Source organism: Aquirufa sp. ROCK-SH2 (genome assembly GCF_054558315.1).
In genome coordinates, this window is sequence record NZ_JBPXKB010000003.1 from 195,081 (window position 1) to 212,938 (window position 17,858).

At 36.0% G+C, this 17,858-nt stretch carries 18 protein-coding genes; 16 read left to right on the forward strand and 2 right to left on the reverse strand.

Annotated elements, in window-relative coordinates; genetic code table 11:
• The first annotated feature begins 28 nt into the window (after positions 1-28).
• The 14 genes from V7S79_RS07990 to V7S79_RS08055 all read left to right on the forward strand — a co-directional run bounded on the left by V7S79_RS07990 (position 29) and on the right by V7S79_RS08055 (position 12,324).
• Positions 29-1,027: an FAD:protein FMN transferase gene (locus V7S79_RS07990; protein WP_459490053.1), complete on the forward strand. Its 999-nt coding sequence runs from the start codon at positions 29-31 to the stop codon at positions 1,025-1,027.
• Entirely contained in the window at positions 1,024-1,914 is an 891-nt protein-coding gene (locus V7S79_RS07995; protein ID WP_459490054.1) for a formylglycine-generating enzyme family protein, read from the forward strand. The genes V7S79_RS07990 and V7S79_RS07995 overlap by 4 nt, the downstream gene beginning before the upstream one ends.
• Before the next feature lie 23 nt (positions 1,915-1,937).
• Positions 1,938-3,275: a Gfo/Idh/MocA family protein gene (locus V7S79_RS08000; RefSeq protein ID WP_459490055.1), complete on the forward strand. Its 1,338-nt coding sequence runs from the start codon at positions 1,938-1,940 to the stop codon at positions 3,273-3,275.
• A gap of 64 nt (positions 3,276-3,339) precedes the next feature.
• Positions 3,340-3,708 carry an NADH-quinone oxidoreductase subunit A gene (locus tag V7S79_RS08005; protein WP_459490056.1) on the forward strand — a complete coding sequence of 123 codons (369 nt, stop codon included), beginning with the start codon at positions 3,340-3,342 and terminating at the stop codon, positions 3,706-3,708.
• A 45-nt stretch (positions 3,709-3,753) separates the two neighbouring features.
• Complete coding sequence (locus tag V7S79_RS08010) at positions 3,754-4,302, forward strand: NADH-quinone oxidoreductase subunit B (RefSeq protein ID WP_459490057.1); 549 nt, start codon at positions 3,754-3,756, stop codon at positions 4,300-4,302.
• An 11-nt stretch (positions 4,303-4,313) separates the two neighbouring features.
• A complete protein-coding gene (locus tag V7S79_RS08015; RefSeq protein ID WP_459490058.1) occupies positions 4,314-4,823 on the forward strand; it encodes an NADH-quinone oxidoreductase subunit C in 510 nt (169 codons plus the stop codon).
• A gap of 20 nt (positions 4,824-4,843) precedes the next feature.
• Positions 4,844-6,079: an NADH dehydrogenase (quinone) subunit D gene (gene nuoD / locus V7S79_RS08020; protein ID WP_459490059.1), complete on the forward strand. Its 1,236-nt coding sequence runs from the start codon at positions 4,844-4,846 to the stop codon at positions 6,077-6,079.
• 14 nt (positions 6,080-6,093) lie between these two features.
• Positions 6,094-6,588, forward strand: coding sequence for an NADH-quinone oxidoreductase subunit NuoE family protein (locus tag V7S79_RS08025; protein WP_459490060.1), 495 nt, complete (start codon positions 6,094-6,096; stop codon positions 6,586-6,588).
• 6 nt (positions 6,589-6,594) lie between these two features.
• Entirely contained in the window at positions 6,595-7,935 is a 1,341-nt protein-coding gene (nuoF, locus tag V7S79_RS08030; protein WP_459490061.1) for an NADH-quinone oxidoreductase subunit NuoF, read from the forward strand.
• Between the two features lies 1 nt (position 7,936).
• Positions 7,937-9,103: a glycosyltransferase family 4 protein gene (locus tag V7S79_RS08035; RefSeq protein ID WP_459490062.1), complete on the forward strand. Its 1,167-nt coding sequence runs from the start codon at positions 7,937-7,939 to the stop codon at positions 9,101-9,103.
• A 24-nt stretch (positions 9,104-9,127) separates the two neighbouring features.
• Positions 9,128-10,156, forward strand: coding sequence for an NADH-quinone oxidoreductase subunit G (locus V7S79_RS08040; protein ID WP_459490063.1), 1,029 nt, complete (start codon positions 9,128-9,130; stop codon positions 10,154-10,156).
• Positions 10,156-11,280 (forward strand): NADH-quinone oxidoreductase subunit NuoH, encoded by a 1,125-nt coding sequence (nuoH, locus tag V7S79_RS08045; protein WP_459490064.1) that lies wholly within the window; start codon positions 10,156-10,158, stop codon positions 11,278-11,280. The genes V7S79_RS08040 and nuoH overlap by 1 nt, the downstream gene beginning before the upstream one ends.
• Positions 11,281-11,282: 2 nt before the next feature.
• On the forward strand, positions 11,283-11,801 hold the full coding sequence (locus V7S79_RS08050; protein WP_459490412.1) for a NuoI/complex I 23 kDa subunit family protein: 519 nt from the start codon (positions 11,283-11,285) through the stop codon (positions 11,799-11,801).
• A 7-nt stretch (positions 11,802-11,808) separates the two neighbouring features.
• On the forward strand, positions 11,809-12,324 hold the full coding sequence (locus V7S79_RS08055) for an NADH-quinone oxidoreductase subunit J family protein (RefSeq protein WP_459490065.1): 516 nt from the start codon (positions 11,809-11,811) through the stop codon (positions 12,322-12,324).
• A gap of 175 nt (positions 12,325-12,499) precedes the next feature.
• Here V7S79_RS08055 and V7S79_RS08060 read toward each other — a convergent pair whose 3' ends face one another.
• Together V7S79_RS08060 and V7S79_RS08065 are read right to left on the reverse strand one after the other, a co-directional pair.
• Positions 12,500-12,934 carry a nuclear transport factor 2 family protein gene (locus tag V7S79_RS08060; RefSeq protein WP_459490066.1) on the reverse strand — a complete coding sequence of 145 codons (435 nt, stop codon included), beginning with the start codon at positions 12,932-12,934 and terminating at the stop codon, positions 12,500-12,502.
• Between the two features lie 191 nt (positions 12,935-13,125).
• A complete protein-coding gene (locus V7S79_RS08065) occupies positions 13,126-14,721 on the reverse strand; it encodes a GMC family oxidoreductase (protein ID WP_459490067.1) in 1,596 nt (531 codons plus the stop codon).
• Between the two features lie 74 nt (positions 14,722-14,795).
• Between V7S79_RS08065 and V7S79_RS08070 the strand changes: the two genes are divergently transcribed.
• Positions 14,796-15,392 (forward strand): HupE/UreJ family protein, encoded by a 597-nt coding sequence (locus V7S79_RS08070; RefSeq protein WP_459490068.1) that lies wholly within the window; start codon positions 14,796-14,798, stop codon positions 15,390-15,392.
• Positions 15,393-15,512: 120 nt separating this feature from the next.
• Positions 15,513-17,858, forward strand: a complete 2,346-nt coding sequence (locus V7S79_RS08075) for an SLBB domain-containing protein (protein ID WP_459490069.1) — start codon at positions 15,513-15,515, stop codon at positions 17,856-17,858.

Here is a 17,858-nt window from a genome sequence, read left to right on the forward strand (position 1 = left end):
TACGAAAAAAAAATGTAATATTTCGAATATGTTGAAAAATTATACAATTCTATTTGGCATTCTTCTTTTGCATTTTTATACGGTGCAGGCTCAATCCCAGAAATATACCTTCGAAACAGGTAAAATGGGGTCGCCATTTCGGATTATTGTATCCACCCAAGATAGTACTGGATTAAGTCAAATCATTAAAAAGGCTTTTGAACGCGCTGAGGATTTGGAAAATCAATTAAGTGATTATCGGGCAAATTCAGATGTTAGTCAAGTGAATCGATTAGCTGGAAAAGGTGTTTTTTTTTTCATTCAACCAGAATTTAAAGAAATTCTTTTGGAGTCTATACGCGCTAAAAAAATAACCCATGGTGCACTTAATGTTTTTGCTGGACAAATGGTCAAAGAATGGCGGAGGACTCGTTCAACCAAAATTTTACCTGATTCATTGCTTTTACAAACCATTAGTAAAGCCATTTCGGGTGAATGCGTCGTGTTTTCAAAAGATAGCACTGCTATTTATTTGACAAATGCTATGTGTCAATTGGATTTTGGTTCGATCGGGAAAGGTTTTGTTGCGCAAAAAGTCTTGGATTTTTTAGTTCAAAAAGGTTTAACATATGTTTTGGTCGATGCTGGTGGCAAAATTGTTTGTACGCAAGTCAATGAAAAAGGAGACGATTGGAAAGTGGGATTGGAATTGCCTCAGAGTAAAGAATTGGCTACAGATTATTTGAAAGTGAAAAATACCTCTTTAGCAACTTCTGGTAAAACCTACCAATTTGTGGAGGTGAATGGAAAAGAATATTCGCATGTGCTGAATCCTACTACTGGGTGGGCATTGACACACGCTCGATCGGCTACAGTAATTACCCAAAACGGTGCTCTTTCAGATTGGTTAGCTACGGCTGCCACCATTTTAGAAATAGAAAATTTAAAAGAAATAATAAGTTATTTTAAAGATGTGAAAATTTTGGTTTGGCAAAACAAATCAGGTAAATTGGAAATTATTTTTAACTATGAATTTTATAAACAATGAATTGTAAAATAAAAAAAATCTTTTTTTTGATCAGTTTTATGCTTTTTGCGACTTCCTTGTTGGCGCAAAAATTGAGCTCATATACACAGGAAATACCCAAAACGGACGTTAAATTCGATATGGTTGCCATTCCAGCAGGAGAAATGAATCGTCAAGCCATTGAAGGATTTTGGATTGGAAAAACAGAAGTGACTTATGACGAGTATCAATTGTTTTTTGAGGAGGAGAGAGATCCTGCCCCTAAACCACCTGTGGAAGGGCCTGATGCTGTCACACGACCTAGTCCACCATACATCGATTTTACCTTAGGAATGGGAAAGGTAGGTGGATTTCCTGCCAATTCCATGCAACAGTTTGCTGCATTGATGTATTGCAAATGGTTATATGCCAAAACGAACGTATTTTATCGATTGCCAACAGAGGCAGAATGGGAGTATGCTTTTCAGTTAGGTGCTAAAAATGCATCAATGACAAATTTGGAGGAAGTGGCATGGTATGCGGAGAATTCTGGCAAGAAATATGCGAAAGTTGCTTTGAAAAAGCCTAATGCTTTGGGTATCTACGATATGTTGGGAAATGTATCGGAATGGGTGCTTGATCATTATCAAGAAAAGCGAAGCAATTTAAAACCTAATGAGGCGGTATTTATTGATAAATATGCTGATGCAGTGGTTAAAGGAGGTAATTTTCATTCAGAGAAAAAAGATTTAACGTGGGCATATCGTATCCCTGCTGATCCAATATGGAATCGAAGAGATCCTCAAATACCTAAGAGTAAATGGTGGAATGCGGATGCTCCTTTTGTGGGATTTCGAATTGTCAGGCCTTCCAAACAGCCTTCTGAAACAGAAGTTAGGGCATTTTTTGCCAAATATTTAGATGAATAATTTTAAACCTTTTTAATATAATTATGAAAAATTCAAGAAGAGAATTTGTTAAAAAATCAGGATTAATTACGGGAGGCTTAACCTTGGCTCCTTGGTTATCCAACGTAAGCTTTTCGCAAAGTAATGTGAATGATACGATTAAAGTAGCATTAATTGGATGTGGAGGTAGAGGTACAGGGGCTATCGTTCAAGCACTTTCAACCAAAGAAAATATTCAATTGGTTGCGATGGCAGATGTTTTTAGAGACCGATTGGATGGTTGCTACAAAAGCATTATGAATTCCAGAGAAAAGGATAAATCATTGAAAGCTACACCAGTTAGTCAAAAGGTAAATGTACCTGAAGATCATAAATTTGTGGGTTTTGATGCATACAAAAAAGCTATGGAATTGGCTGATGTTGTTATTTTGACTACTCCTCCAGGATTTAGACCTTATCATTTTGAGGAGGCAGTAAATCAGGGTAAGCAAATTTTTATGGAGAAGCCTGTTGCAACTGATCCGGCTGGAATTCAACGTGTATTGGCTGCAGCAAAAATTGCTAAGCAAAAGAAGTTAAATGTCGTAGTAGGTTTACAGCGTCATTATCAAAATTCATACAGAGAATTGATGAAGCGAGTTCAAGATGGCCAAATTGGTGATATCGTTTCAGCTTCATGTTGGTGGAATAATGATGGGGTTTGGGTAAAACCAAGAACGGCAGGACAAACAGAAATGGAATACCAATTAAGAAACTGGTATTATTTCAATTGGATTTGCGGAGACCATATTACAGAGCAACATATTCATAATATTGATGTAATTAACTGGGCTAAAAATGGATATCCAGTAAAAGCCAGAGGAACAGGTGGTAGAGAAGTGAGGAAAGGGAAAAATTATGGAGAGATTTTTGATCACCATATTGTTGAATTTGAGTATGCAGATGGTACTATTTTGAACAGTCAATGTCGTCACATTCCAGGAACTTGGACCAAAGTGGATGAGTTATTAGTGGGAACCAAAGGAAAGGTAGAATTTGATGCAGCAAAAATTTCTGATTACAAGGGCAATGTGAAATTTGGCTATGATAAAAAGACCCTAGAAAATAATCCATATCAAACAGAGCATGATGAATTGTGGGCTGAAGTAGCTGCAGGAAATTATAAGTTTGCAGATGCAGAAAATGGGGCATATTCGACCATGACGTCTATTTTAGGGCGAATGGCTACATATTCTGGACAAGTGATTGAATGGGATAAAGCGATTAATTCTGGACTAAGCATAGCGCCTAAAAACTTTGCTTGGGATGCGGAAATGCCATTGAATCCAGATGAGAATGGATTGTATCCAGTGGCAGTCCCAGGAAAAACAAAGTATTTTTAAGAAAAACGCTTCAAATTTAGATTTTAGTGAGTAAATTGCGGCTTAATTTTTCATGCCTAATAATATGAATTACCAGCCTCAAGATTTCTTACCCATTTTTGTGCAAATAGCAGCAGCTTTAGCATTCATCGTTTTGACCATGGTCGTGACTCACGCATTGGGACCAAAGCGACACTCTGAAAAGAAAGACGATTCTTTTGAGTGCGGAATTGAATCTGTTGGTGACGCAAGAACACCTATTTCAATTAAATATTTTTTAGTAGCCATTTTGTTTGTGCTATTTGATATTGAAATTGTGTTTATGTACCCTTGGGCCGTAAATTTTAAGGCATTGTCTTGGACTGGTTTTTGGGATATGCTTGTGTTTATGGGTTTATTATTGGTAGGATTTATTTACGTAATCAAAAAAGGAATATTAAAGTGGGAGAAGTAATCTCTTCCACTTTTTTTTATCTATATACTTCAGAAAAAATAAAATATGAGCAATTCAACTGTCAATATTGTGGAAGCTCCCGCAGGGATAGAAGGACAAGGATTCTTTGCTACTAGCTTAGATTCATTGGTGGGAATGGCAAGAGCTAACTCGCTTTGGCCTTTGCCCTTTGCAACTTCATGCTGTGGTATTGAATTTATGTCGACGATGGCATCTCATTATGACATTGGTCGTTTTGGAGCTGAGCGATTAAGTTTTTCGGCTCGTCAAGCAGATGTTTTGATGGTGATGGGTACAATCGCTAAAAAAATGGCTCCCGTTGTAAAACAAGTTTATTTACAAATGGCTGAACCAAGATGGGTGATTTCGGTAGGAGCATGTGCTTGTTCAGGAGGTATTTTTGATACTTATTCAGTTTTACAAGGTATTGATCGCATTATTCCTGTTGATGTTTATGTACCAGGTTGTCCGCCAAGACCCGAGCAAATTTTAGATGGTTTTATGCAAATTCAAGAATTGGCAAAAACAGAATCAATACGCCGTAGAAATGAGCCTGAATACAAAGCTTTGTTGGCATCATACGGGATAGAATAAGTAATAGAAGCATGGAAAAAGTGAATAATCAACAAATCATCGATGCACTTCAAACTCAGTTTGGGGAAGATTCGATTTATGGATTAGGAGAATCACATGGAACCTTACAATTAACTACTTCAGTGGATTTAATTGTTCCTATGTTGCATTTTTTATATCAACATCCGGTATTGAAATTTCAATTTTTGACAGATTTGGCTGGGATACATTTTCCCGATGCGAAAGGTCAAGAATTGGGAGTTATCTATCATTTGCATAGTTTAGAAAATAATGTTCGATTGTGGATAAAGGCCTATGCGCCGATAGAAAATCCCAATTTCCCAACGATTACTGGGCTCTATGCGACAGCTAATTGGATGGAAAGAGAGGCCTTTGATTTTTATGGAATTATTTTTGAAGGTCATCCTAATTTGACAAGAATTTTGAACGTAGATGATATGGATTATCATCCAATGCGTAAAGAATATCCTTTGGAAGACGCCACGCGTCATGATAAAATTGATGAATTATTTGGTAGATAAACTACTTGAAAATAGCTAATATGTCTGAAGTAGCCTTAGTAACAAACCCTAACGTCGGATTAGATAAATCGCAAAAAGGAGGTCCTTATGTGAATGATTTGTCCACGTTGAATTTAGGTCCCACGCACCCTGCTACCCATGGAATTTTCCAGAATATTCTGACCATGGATGGAGAAACGATTGTAGATGCTGAACAAACAGTAGGTTACATTCACCGTGCCTTTGAAAAAATTGCTGAAAGAAGACCTTTTTATCAAATAACGACCTTAACGGATCGTATGAACTATTGTTCATCCCCAATCAATAATATGGGATGGCACATGACGGTTGAAAAACTATTGGGCATTGAAGTTCCGAAGCGCGCGCAGTACATGCGTGTGATCATGATGGAATTAGCTCGTTTGGCCGACCATATTGTTTGTAATTCAGTTCTTGCGGTAGACACAGGAGCTTTAACGGGCTTTTTGTACGTTTATCAATGGAGAGAGCATATTTACGAAATATACGAAGAATTGTGCGGTGCTCGTTTGACGACAAATATGGGTCGATTTGGTGGCATGGAAAGAGATTTCACTCCAGTGGCTATTGAAAAAATCAACATTTTATTAGAAGGTTTACCCAAAGCTTTGAAAGAATTTGAAGGTCTTGTGATGCGTAACAGGATTTTTATGGATCGTACTCAAAATGTGGGAGCTATTTCTGCTGAAAGAGCCTTGAATTACGGATTTACGGGTCCCAATTTAAGAGCAACTGGAGTTGATTATGATGTTCGTGCTTTGAATCCTTATTCTTCTTATGAAGATTTTGAATTTGATGTGCCTGTAGGAACAAAAGGAGATACGTATGATCGTTTCTTAGTACGTGAGGAGGAGATGTGGCAAAGTATGAGAATCATTAAGCAAGCTTTGGAGAATTTGCCAGAGGGAGCTTATCATGCTGATGCACCTCATTATTATTTGCCAGATAAAAAAGATGTTTACCAAAACATGGAAGCCTTAATTTACCATTTTAAAATTGTGATGGGAGAAATTGATGCTCCAGTAGGCGAAGTTTATCACTCTGTAGAAGGTGGAAATGGCGAGTTAGGTTTTTACTTAGTTTCAGATGGAGGAAGAACTCCTTACCGTTTGAAATTTAGACGTCCTGGATTTATTTATTACCAGGCATTCCCTGAAATGATTAAAGGTTCCAATCTATCCGATGCTATTGTGACGATGTCATCAATGAACGTGATAGCAGGCGAGTTAGATACATAATATTAAAGACTTACATGGAAGTTAAGAATAACATAGTATTCCCAGCTGAAACGTTGGAATTGGTTAAAAGAATTATTGCACGTTATCCAGAAGGAAAACAGAAATCGGCATTATTGCCTATTCTTCATTTAGCACAAGCTGAGTTTAAATGGTGCAGTCCTGAAGTGATGGATTATGTAGCTTCTTTATTGTCAATCTCACCAATTGAGGTTTATGAAGTAGCCACTTTTTACACCATGTTTCATTTGGAACCCGTAGGTGATCATGTGATCGAATATTGCAGAACAGGTCCATGTTGTTTGATGGGTGGGGTAGAAGTTTACGACCACTTAAAGAAGCGCCTAGGAATTGAAACTGGTGAAACAACCAAAGATGGTAAATTTACGATCAAAGAAGTCGAGTGTTTGGCTGCTTGTGGATGGGGCCCTGTGTTTCAAATCAGAGAAAAATATTACATGAATTTAACGAAGGAAAAAGTTGATCAAATTATTGATGAACTTGGAAAATAAGCGAGGATGAAAATATTAACCGAACATATTGACGTACCAGGAATTGAAACCATAGATGTTTTTATCAAAAATGGTGGATATAAAGCGGTAGAAAAGGCCTTGAAAAAAATGACTCCGGACGAAGTAACCGAAGAGGTAAAAAAGTCGGGATTGAGAGGAAGAGGAGGCGCAGGATTTCCTGTAGGTATGAAATGGTCATTTTTAGCTAAACCTGAGGGTGTCCCTCGTTATTTGGTTTGTAATGCAGATGAATCTGAGCCTGGTACCTTCAAAGATCATTATTTGATGTGGAAATCGCCACATACTTTGATTGAAGGTATGATTGTTTCCAGTTTTGCTTTAGGTGCCAATACTTCTTATATCTATGTGAGAGGGGAATTGATGTATGTCATTCAAATCTTAGAAAAAGCCATTCAAGAGGCTTATGATAAAGGGTATTTAGGTAAAAATATATTGGGTTCAGGTTACGATTTGGATCTGTTCGTTCAGCCAGGTGGTGGAGCCTATATTTGTGGAGAAGAAACAGCTTTGTTGGAATCATTGGAAGGAAAAAGAGGAAACCCTCGTAACAAACCTCCCTTTCCAGCAGTAAAAGGTTTATGGCAATGTCCAACCGTTGTAAATAATGTCGAGTCGATCTCTGCAACTTCATGGATTGTGAATAATGGAGGAGATGCTTATGCGGCCATAGGGGTAGGCAGAAGTACGGGAACTAAATTGATTTCAGCTTCAGGTCATATACGTAAACCAGGTGTTTACGAGATTCCTTTGGGAATTACAGTAGAAGATTTTATCTATTCGGATGAATGGTGTGGAGGAATTCGTGATGGACATAAGTTGAAGGCAGTAGTTGCCGGAGGTTCTTCTGTTCCTATTTTGCCAGCTGAATTAATATTAACAACTGCAGCCGGAGAAAAGCGTTTGATGACTTATGAATCGCTTTCTGATGGTGGGTTTGCTACAGGAACTATGTTAGGTTCTGGAGGATTTGTGGTAATGGATGAAACGGCTTGTATAGTTCATAATACTTTAACATTTGCTCGTTTTTATCATCATGAATCTTGTGGACAATGTTCACCTTGTAGAGAAGGAACAGGCTGGATGGATAAAGTATTGAAGCGCATAGAGCATGGACAAGGTAGAAAAGAGGATATCGATTTATTGGTAGATGTTGCTAAGAAAATTGAAGGAAATACCATTTGTCCATTAGGTGATGCCGCTTCATGGCCAGTGGCAGCTGCTATTCGTCATTTTAGAGATGAATTTGAGTGGCATATTGAGCATCCTGAGGAGGCAACAAAAGAAGGAGCTGTGTTTATGCGCCCTGGTGCTAGTTGGACTTTGTAGAATGGCGAGTAAAATTCTTTTCCTAGGACATGATGCAAATAGGGCTGGAGCCCAACTTGTATTATTGCATTGGTTGAGAGAAAACAAAAGAAATGGTATAGAAAATTTTTTATTGCTAGAGGAAGGAGGAGTTTTACTAGAAGAGTATAAAAAAGTATCGAAAGTTTGGGTTTGGAAGAAACCTAAAATAGAATATCATTCACTTTTAAATCGAAAATTTTTTTTCAAAAGAGAGAAAAATAATAAAGTCGCAGAGCCTGGAAAGTTTGGGATTTTCAAATTGTTGAAGATTTTGTCATTTCATCAATTTGATTTTATACTTGGGAATACCATTGCAAGTATAAGTTTAATGCAAAAATTAACTGAATTGAAGATCAAACTAGGTATATATATCCATGAATTAAATTATTCCATGGAAATGTATTCAAGTCCGAAGGAAAGATCTTTTTTGAAAGAAAAAGTAGATAGAGTTATTGGAGTTTCAGAAGAAGTTTGTTCTATGTTGGAAGAAAAATTTGATATTCCCAAAGAACGAATTTATTTACTTCCACCAGTTACTTATGTTCCTGAATCGAAAATAGGGAATAGTGTATCTGACTTGAGACGTCAATTATTGATTCCTGAAGATGCCAAAGTTATTTTGAGCTGTGGATTAAGTGAATGGAGAAAAGGAACTGATTTGTTTTTAAATGTTGCGAGTTTAGTTTTAAAAAATATTCCGAATGTGCATTTTATTTGGCTTGGTTTTCAAGAAAATGAATTTGGGAATGAGCTTTTAACAAAACGAAAAGAGCTGAATTTGGAAAGTCAAGTTCATTTTATTCCAGTTGTTGAAGATCCATCGTCCTTTTATATGTCGTCGGATTTGTTTTTCTTATCATCCAGAGAGGATCCATTTCCTTTGGTGATGATTGAAGCAGCTTTTATGGGATTACCTGTTTTAGGGTTCAAAAAGTGCGGTGGAGTTAGTGATTTTAATAAAGGGTTAAATAAAATGTTAGCTGATTATTTAGATGAAAATCAAATGAGTCAACTTATAATATATTGGTTAAATAAAGATTTTGAAAGTTTACAACAAGTTAAAGAGGAAATGAAAAGAAGAGCATTGAACTATTTTCCAATGGCTTTTATTGATAGATGGAGTAGCTTAAATGCTTCTTTTAATTGATTTTGATTTCTTAAAATAAAGAAAATGAAAGTAACGATTGACAATATCACACTTGATGTGGAACCTGGCACCACTATCATGCAGGCAGCGCGACAAATTGGTCCTGAAATAGCACCTCCTGCGATGTGTTACTATGAACCTTTAAAAGGTTCTGGAGGAAAATGTCGTGCCTGTTTAGTAAAAGTAACTCAAGGCTCTGAAAAAGATCCTCGACCAATGCCTAAATTAGTGCCTGCTTGTATTACGGCCGTTCAAGATGGAATGGTAGTAGAAAATACGGTAAGCGAACAAGTCTTGGAAACAAGAAAAGGGATTGTTGAGTTTTTATTGTTGAATCACCCTTTGGATTGCCCTGTTTGTGATCAAGCGGGAGAATGCCATTTACAAGATTTCTCATTTGAGCATGGAGTTTCATCTACACGTACAGTAGAAGAAAGAAATACCTTTGAACCAACTGATTTAGGCCCGAATATTCAATTGAATATGAATCGCTGTGTATTATGTTATCGTTGTGTTTACACAGCTGATCAAATCACAGACGGACGTGTTCATGGTGTAATGCACCGTGGAGATCATGCTGAAATCAGTACCTATATTGAAAAAGCAATTGACAATGATTTTTCAGGAAACGTGATAGATGTTTGTCCAGTAGGAGCTTTAACTGATAAAACTTATCGTTTTAAAAGTAGAGTTTGGTTCTCAAAACCGTTTGATGCGCATTGTGAATGTGAGAAATGTTCCGGAAAAGTGACGCTTTGGTACAAAGGTGAAGAGGTTATTCGTGTAACAGGTAGAAAAAATGAATGGGGTGAGGTAACTGATTTTATTTGTAATACTTGTCGCTTCGATAAGAAAAAAACATCTGATTGGACGATAGAGGGACCGACGAAGGTTGCTCGACATTCCGTTATTTCTGCCAACAAATATGGCGCGAATTTAATTAAACCGGCTTTCCCTATAAAACAAGCTGCACGTGATTATAAATTGATTGATGATGATCGTGATCGTAGTTTTTTAACGAATTCAGCTAACTTATTAAACGAGAAAAAATAATGGACATATTCAATGCTCTTTTTACAGCAAAGGCCATTTTTGTAGGTATTGTCTTTGCTATTACTTTAGGTGTGGCTGCTTATTCAACCTATTTTGAAAGAAAAATTGCTGCTTTTATGCAAGATAGAATTGGTCCTGATCGTGCGGGCCCTTTCGGAATTTTACAGCCTTTGGCAGATGCTGTCAAAATGTTCATGAAAGAGGATTTTATTCCTGCTAAATCGAACAAATGGTTGTTTATTTTAGGCCCTTGTATTTCCATGTTTACGGCTTTGATGACATCAGCAGTTATTCCTTTTGGGGACACAGTTACCATTGCCGGAGTAACGTTTGATTTACAAGGTATAGATGTAAATATTGGTATTTTATGGGTTTTTGGAATTGTATCCTTAGGCGTATATGGTATCTTAATTGGGGGTTGGGCATCTAATAATAAGTTTGCTTTGTTGGGTGCTATTCGTGCTGCTTCTCAAAACATTTCTTATGAATTAGCGATGGGATTATCTATTATCGCAATTTTGATGTTTACAGGTTCATTATCAACCAAGGCCATCGTAGAAGCACAACAAGCAGGGCATTGGAATATCTTGTATCAACCTATTGGATTTATTGTGTTCTTGATTTGTGCTTTCGCAGAATGTAATAGAACCCCTTTCGATTTACCCGAATGTGAAACGGAATTAATTGGTGGTTACCATACGGAATATTCTTCCATGAAATTGGGATTTTATTTGTTTGCTGAATACATCAATATGTTTATTTCTGGTGCTGTAATGGCTACATTGTTTTTTGGTGGGTACGATTATCCAGGAGTTGGGTTTATCACGGATCAATTTGGTTCAACGGTAGCGACTTTGTTAGGTGCTGGAGCATTGATAGGCAAGGCATTGGGATTCGTATTTTTATTTATGTGGGTTCGCTGGACTTTACCTCGTTTCCGTTATGATCAGTTGATGGGTTTGGGATGGACCGGATTAATTCCAATTTCCATTTTCAATGTAGTGGTAACAGGCTTGGGTATTTTATTAGATCAACCGATTTTAACGGGTATTGCCGGCGTTGTGTTGTTGATTGTTGGATTGGTTGTATATGATCAATTGTTAGTTAAGAAAAAAATAGCCTAATGATGAAATTAAGCAATAAAACAAAAGTATTAGAACAAGGTGAAATGACCTTGGCAGAGCGTATGTATCTTCCTGCAATTGTAGGAGGTATGGCTACGACTTTAAAACACTTTTTTTCAAAACCTGTAACGATTCGTTATCCTGAGCAACAAAGATATTTGGGGCCAATTTATCGTGGGCACCATATCCTTAAAAAGGATGAGGAAGGAGCGGAGCGTTGTACTGCTTGTGGACTTTGTGCAGTAGCTTGTCCAGCGGAGGCAATTTCTATGGTAGCTGAGGAAAGAAAACCAGGAGAAGAGAAATTGTATCGAGAAGAGAAATATGCCAAAGTATATGAAATTAATATGCTTCGTTGTATTTTTTGTGGATTATGTGAAGAAGCTTGTCCAAAACAAGCCATTTATTTACGTCACGATAAAATGGTTCCCGTATTTAACAGTAGAGATGAAGTTATTTACGGAAAAGATAAATTAGTTGAAAAAATGGATCAGCGCTATTTACGCGAGGGTTGGAAATAATAATAACATGGAAATTTCTAATATTTGGTATTTTCTTTCAGGATTGACTTTATTAAGTGCATTGATGGTGGTTTTGGCTAAAAATCCTATACATAGTGTACTTTATCTTGTCTTCACGTTTTTCTGTATTTCTGGGCATTATGTTTTATTGAATGCACAATTTTTAATGGCAGTGAATATCATTGTATACGCAGGAGCCATCATGGTATTATTTTTATTTGTAATCATGATGTTTGATTTGCGAAAAAACAAACCTGAATCAAAGACACCTTTGACTAAATTGGCAGGATCAGTAGTGGCTGGTAGTTTATTGGTTATTTTAATCGCTGTTTATCGTAATACAAATATTCCTTCACCCAATGTACAAACCTATTCCTCTCAAAATGGAATGGTGGAGAACTTAGGAAAAGTCTTATATTCGGAATATTTATTGCCTTTTGAATTAGTCTCTATCTTGTTTTTCGTAGCAATGGTAGGAGCTGTCATGTTAGGTAAAAGAGAAGCTGGAGAAAGAAATTTTTGATTAAAAAAGACCGTGATCTTTGTGTTGATAACACCAAGGTCACGGTCTTTTCTCTTTTCTTTTAAACATTAAGTCATTAAGAATCATTAAGATTTTTCTCTTTCCTCTCTTCTCTTTCCTCTCTTCTCTTTCCTCTCTTCTCTTTCCTCTCTTCTCTTTCCTCTCTTCTCTCTTCTTAATTAGGCAACTTTGTCGATTGCCAAGAAATCATTTGCCAACGGCCATTTTCGAAAATAAAGACGTCTGTAAATGTTAATTTATTAACTGGCAGCTCAACTCCATCTTTTAAGTTGGTAATATGCGCTACGCCATTATTAATTCCAATATTTCCATAAATTCTTTGAGAAATTTCTACCACATCTATTTTGTGATAAATCGTTTTCTTCGAAACAATGGATTGAATATAACTTGCTTTATTATCCTTTGTTCCTGATGAATGGATATACACCAAATCATTGTGTAATACTTTCTCTAGACCAGCTTGGTCTTGGGCAATCATGATTTTAAATCGATTTAAATCTGCTTCTTTCAAGGATGCAGCTGATTTTTCTTGAGCCATAGCTAAAAAGGAGGTTAAACAAATGATGAATGTTGAAATGATTTTTTTCATAGTTTTTGATTTTTCTTATTAAATACAAATTGTTGTTGAATATACTCGTATTGGAGGAGAGAAAAGAGAAGAGAGAAACATCGTGGCTTCGAGAACCTCAGCCACCTCTTACCTCTACCTCTTACCTCTTACCTCTTACCTCTTACCTCTTACCTTTTACCTCTTACCTCTTACCTCTTACCTCTTACCTCTTACCTTTTACCTCTCACCTCATCCGCTAGTTTCTCCGCAATAGCAACTACTGTCGCATTGATATTGCCTGAGGTTAAATCGGGCATGATGGAAGCGTCCGCCACGCGTAAGCCCTCCGTTCCATAAACTTTTAAGGTTTTGGGGTCTGTGACTGCATCTTTACCTATTCCCATTTGGCAAGTACCTACTGGGTGATAAACACATTCCAATGATTCTCTGATGTGTTCCGCAATTTCATCATCTGATACTAATTCTTTGGAAGGATAATTTTTCCTTTTTCGATAAGGATCAAATGCATGTGCATTTAATACCTCTTGTGCTTTTCTTACCCCACGAATTAAGGTAGCTAAATCTTCGTCTTTTGCATCAGATAAATATTGCGGATCAATTATTGGTGAATCGAAATAATTTGAACTTTTCAATCCGACTGAGCCTCTACTTTTTGGTTTTAGTAAGGTAGGCAAGATGGTGTAGCCATCACTCAAAGGTCGTTTGTTAAAATGATGTATGTCTTGTGCCCACGCGGACGAGAAATGGAATTGAATATCAGGTTCATCAGAATGGTTTAAAGTATCTAAAAATGCGCATCCTTCCAATGGACTAGAAGCTAATATTCCTGATTTTTTGAATAGATATTCAATGAAATTAGGTGCATTTATGACCGTATTATAGGATAACCCTTTCGTAGAAGCCTCTGTATTCATATTGACAAATACATGATCTGATAAGTTTTGTCCAACACCTGGTAAATCTATTCGAGAATCGATTGAAAGCCCTTTCAAATAATTTTTATCACCAATACCTGATAGTAGTAATAATTGTGGACTTTGAAATGCTCCTGCGCTCAGAATGATTTCTTTTTCACATTCAAAAGATTGAACCACCTTGCTACCATGTTTAAACCCATCAATACCAATAGCTTGGTTGTTATTGAAATTTATTTTTGATACATGAAATTGGGTTAAAATATGTAAATTTTTACGGTTTAAAATGGGTTGAATAAATGCTTTGGCCGTAGAACAACGGACGCCATTTTCTATATTGAATTGGAAAAAACCTGCACCATTTTGTTTTTCGCCATTGAAATCTTCATTAAGAGGTATTCCATTTTCTACACAAGCCGCTAAAAAGGCATTCCCAAATAGGCTTTCATTTTGAGAATGAGAAATTGTCATGGGACCATTTTGGCCATGGTATTTGTTATTCCAAGTTTGATTGTTTTCTGATTTAATGAAATAGGGTAACATATTTTCATAATCCCACCCATCGCAACCCATTTTTGCCCAATGATTATAATCTTCTTTATTCCCTCGGATATAAGCCATGCAATTGATCATTCCGCTTCCTCCAATTGCCTTACCTCTAGGCTGATACAGCCTTCTATGATTGACATGCTTTTGTGGTTCGGTATAAAAATTCCAATTTAAGTAAGAATGATTTAAGGTTGAATAAGCAGAAGGCATTTCAATCCTTGGATCTCTATTATCCATCCCCGCTTCTATGATTAGTATTTGATTTTGAGGATTTTCACTTAAGCGATTGGCTAAAACACAACCCGCAGTACCAGCGCCCACAATGATGTAATCAAATTGCATATTGAAATAGCTTAATGAGTATTTTGTATAATTTTAATAAATTTCTATATTTTTACTGAAAAATATATCACTATATGCAAGAATTATATACTTATTTTTTACTTGGATTGCAGCATATTTTAAATATAATGGCCGTGGACCATTTATTATTTATTTTATCATTTGTTTGTGTTTATACCTTTGCCAATTTAAAACATACTTTTTATCTAGTAACTGCATTTACCTTAGGTCATTCCATCACCTTGGCTTTGGCAACTTTTAAATTGGTGAATTTATCCCAAAACTGGATTGAATTTTTGATCCCTTGTACCATTCTTTTGTCAGCTCTGGCGAATTTCTCTTTTGAAAAAGTAGCTCCTTCTAAAGAGAAATTGTCTTTGTTCAAATATGTGAGTATCACATTTTTTGGACTCATTCATGGATTAGGTTTTTCTAATTATTTGCAAAGTTTATTGGGTCAAGAACAGTCTATATTTAAAGCGTTATTTTCTTTTAATGTTGGTCTTGAAATTGGGCAAATTGTAGCTCTATCTTTCATATTACTTGTTTCCTCCATTGTTGTAAATGTTTTAAAAATTAAACATAAAAGTTTAGTTTTAGTTGTTTCAGGGATGATTATTGGACTTTGTTTGCCAATGATATTTGAAAGAGTGATGCAGTTAGGCTTTTGATGTTTATTTCATCATCGAATTTTTTTTGAAGGATAGCAGGAGCATTTATGATTAGCTATGTAGCTTTTCATGCAAAAAAATTCTTAAATTCGTTTTAAATTTATTCATACCTCCAATTATATGCTTTCATCTTTTTCGAATAATTCATTATTTCGAATTGTTTTTTCGATATTTTTAATAGGATTCACTTTTGTTTCTTATTCTCAATCAACCAAAAAGAATATTGATGAAGTCAGCGACGATCAAATCACAGCTTTTTATAGAAAAGCTCAGAGTAGTGGTATGTCTGAAGTGCAAATTGAAAAAGCAGCCTTATCTCAAGGTTATACCCCCGCTGATATTGCCAAAGTTAGAGAAAGAATTGCCCAACTTGTCTCAAATTCATCAATGAGCTCCTCAAGCTTGACTGTTAGCGATAATAGTCGAAAAACTTTATTGCCTTCTTCTTCAGAAACTGGGATGAAAAATAGTACAACTTCCAATAGCTTACTTTTTGGAGAATCTTTGTTTTCTAATGCTAAGTTATCATTTGAGCCTGATTTAAGGATTGCAACTCCTAAAAATTATCAATTAGGACCTGATGATGAACTTAACATTGATATTTTTGGAGAAGTATTGGACAATTTCAAAGTAAAAGTGAGTCCTGAAGGAACGATTAAAATATTAAATCTAAGTCCTATATACATTAATGGCTTAACGATTGATGCAGCTTCTGAACGTATCATGAGTAGATTACGTCAATTGTACCAAGGCATCAACCGCCCCGGTAGTGGAGTTTCTGGGCAGGTTACTTTAGGAAATGTTCGCAGTATCAAAGTGACAATTACCGGTGAAGTTAAGTCGCCGGGTACATACACTGTTTCTTCATTAGCTACTGTATTTAATGCTTTATATTCCTCTGGTGGACCAAGTCAATATGGTTCTTATCGTAATATACGTGTCATAAGAGGTAATAAAGTGGTTCGTGTACTCGACTTATATGATTTTCTTTTGAAAGCTGATCAGAGCGATAATATCCATTTGCAAGACCAAGATATTATTCGTGTAGCGGATTATGAAAATAGAGTTATTTTAATGGGAGAAGTAAAGCGTCCAATGATTTTTGAGGTTCAAAAAAATGAAACCTTGAAAGATGTGTTGCGTTTTGCAGGTGGGTTTACAGAAAAGGCATATACTTACACGATTAGCCTGACAAGAAATACATCTAGAGAATTGAAATTGTTGAACATTACCCAAGATGAAGTCAATGCATTTTTGCCTCAAAACGGAGATAGATTTCAAGTGGGGGAAATTTTAAATCGCTATGAGAATCGAGTACGAATAGGAGGTGCTGTATTTAGGCCTGGAATTTATGCTTTAGAAAACGGAGTAGCTACTGTAAAAGAATTGATTAAAAAAGCGGAAGGTCTAAGAGAAAATGCCTTTTTAAATAGAGCATTGTTGAGTCGAAAAAATGATCAATTAGAATCTGAACTTTTGTCTTTTGATTTATCCAAATTATTGAAAGGTGAAATAAGTGATATTCCATTAAAAAGAGAAGATAGTTTAGCAATTTTCTCTCAAAGTGATTTAAAGGAGTTGAGATATGTTACAATTAATGGTGAAGTAAATAAAACAGGACAATTTTCCTTCTATGAAAGTATGAAATTAGGGGATTTGATCTTATTAGCCAATGGCTTTAAGGAGTCTGCTAGTTTCTCGAAATTAGAATTAGCCAGAAGAGTAATTGATCATGGTGTTAATAAATCTGATCAAAGTGTTATCATAAAATCTTTTGATCTTGATGGCAGTTTGAAGTTAGATAATGAGGCCAGTCAATTTCTTTTAGAGCCATTTGACATAATTTCAATCCGGTCAGCTCCCAATTATGAGAGTCAAAGAATGGTTAGTATTACTGGACAGGTAAATTATCCAGGTGGTTATGCACTTAAGAAGAATGAATATAAACTTTCCGATTTAATTGATTTAGCTGGCGGTTTAAAGCAAGAAGGCTTTATTGAGGGTGCAAAATTGTACCGAGATAGTACCATTGTAGGGGTTGACATTAAATCCGTCATCTCAAATAAAAATTCAGCTCAAAATTTATTGTTAATGTCAGGTGATCGTATCGATATACCCAGAATTGTTGAAACTGTTAAAATCTCAGGTGCAGTTCAAAACCCCATTGCTTTGAGTTATAAAAATAAATTCAGAGTGAGAGATTATATTTCAGAAGCAGGAGGTTTGACAGATGCGGCGATTAAAAGACATATTTATGTGAAACGGTTGAATGGAATTTCAACAAGAACTAAAAGATTCATCCTTTGGAATATTTATCCTAGAGTTGAAATTGGTTCAGAAATTATCATTCCATCTTATCCTGCTGATAAACAAAAAGGGTTGACATCTGCTGAGGTAATTGGATTGAGTAGTTCTCTCGCTTCGGTTACTATTGCACTAATCACTTTAATCAGACTTTTGAATTAA

Excerpts from the sequence above, each read along its gene's own strand:
- V7S79_RS07990 (WP_459490053.1), top strand. The coding sequence starts at position 29 with ATGTTGAAAAATTATACAATTCTATTTGGCATTCTTCTTTTGCATTTT.
- V7S79_RS07995 (WP_459490054.1), top strand. The coding sequence starts at position 1,024 with ATGAATTGTAAAATAAAAAAAATCTTTTTTTTGATCAGTTTTATGCTT.
- V7S79_RS08000 (WP_459490055.1), top strand. The coding sequence starts at position 1,938 with ATGAAAAATTCAAGAAGAGAATTTGTTAAAAAATCAGGATTAATTACG.
- V7S79_RS08005 (WP_459490056.1), top strand. The coding sequence starts at position 3,340 with ATGAATTACCAGCCTCAAGATTTCTTACCCATTTTTGTGCAAATAGCA.
- V7S79_RS08010 (WP_459490057.1), top strand. The coding sequence starts at position 3,754 with ATGAGCAATTCAACTGTCAATATTGTGGAAGCTCCCGCAGGGATAGAA.
- V7S79_RS08015 (WP_459490058.1), top strand. The coding sequence starts at position 4,314 with ATGGAAAAAGTGAATAATCAACAAATCATCGATGCACTTCAAACTCAG.
- nuoD (WP_459490059.1), top strand. The coding sequence starts at position 4,844 with ATGTCTGAAGTAGCCTTAGTAACAAACCCTAACGTCGGATTAGATAAA.
- V7S79_RS08025 (WP_459490060.1), top strand. The coding sequence starts at position 6,094 with ATGGAAGTTAAGAATAACATAGTATTCCCAGCTGAAACGTTGGAATTG.
- nuoF (WP_459490061.1), top strand. The coding sequence starts at position 6,595 with ATGAAAATATTAACCGAACATATTGACGTACCAGGAATTGAAACCATA.
- V7S79_RS08035 (WP_459490062.1), top strand. The coding sequence starts at position 7,937 with ATGGCGAGTAAAATTCTTTTCCTAGGACATGATGCAAATAGGGCTGGA.
- V7S79_RS08040 (WP_459490063.1), top strand. The coding sequence starts at position 9,128 with ATGAAAGTAACGATTGACAATATCACACTTGATGTGGAACCTGGCACC.
- nuoH (WP_459490064.1), top strand. The coding sequence starts at position 10,156 with ATGGACATATTCAATGCTCTTTTTACAGCAAAGGCCATTTTTGTAGGT.
- V7S79_RS08050 (WP_459490412.1), top strand. The coding sequence starts at position 11,283 with ATGAAATTAAGCAATAAAACAAAAGTATTAGAACAAGGTGAAATGACC.
- V7S79_RS08055 (WP_459490065.1), top strand. The coding sequence starts at position 11,809 with ATGGAAATTTCTAATATTTGGTATTTTCTTTCAGGATTGACTTTATTA.
- V7S79_RS08060 (WP_459490066.1), bottom strand. The coding sequence starts at position 12,934 with ATGAAAAAAATCATTTCAACATTCATCATTTGTTTAACCTCCTTTTTA.
- V7S79_RS08065 (WP_459490067.1), bottom strand. The coding sequence starts at position 14,721 with ATGCAATTTGATTACATCATTGTGGGCGCTGGTACTGCGGGTTGTGTT.
- V7S79_RS08070 (WP_459490068.1), top strand. The coding sequence starts at position 14,796 with ATGCAAGAATTATATACTTATTTTTTACTTGGATTGCAGCATATTTTA.
- V7S79_RS08075 (WP_459490069.1), top strand. The coding sequence starts at position 15,513 with ATGCTTTCATCTTTTTCGAATAATTCATTATTTCGAATTGTTTTTTCG.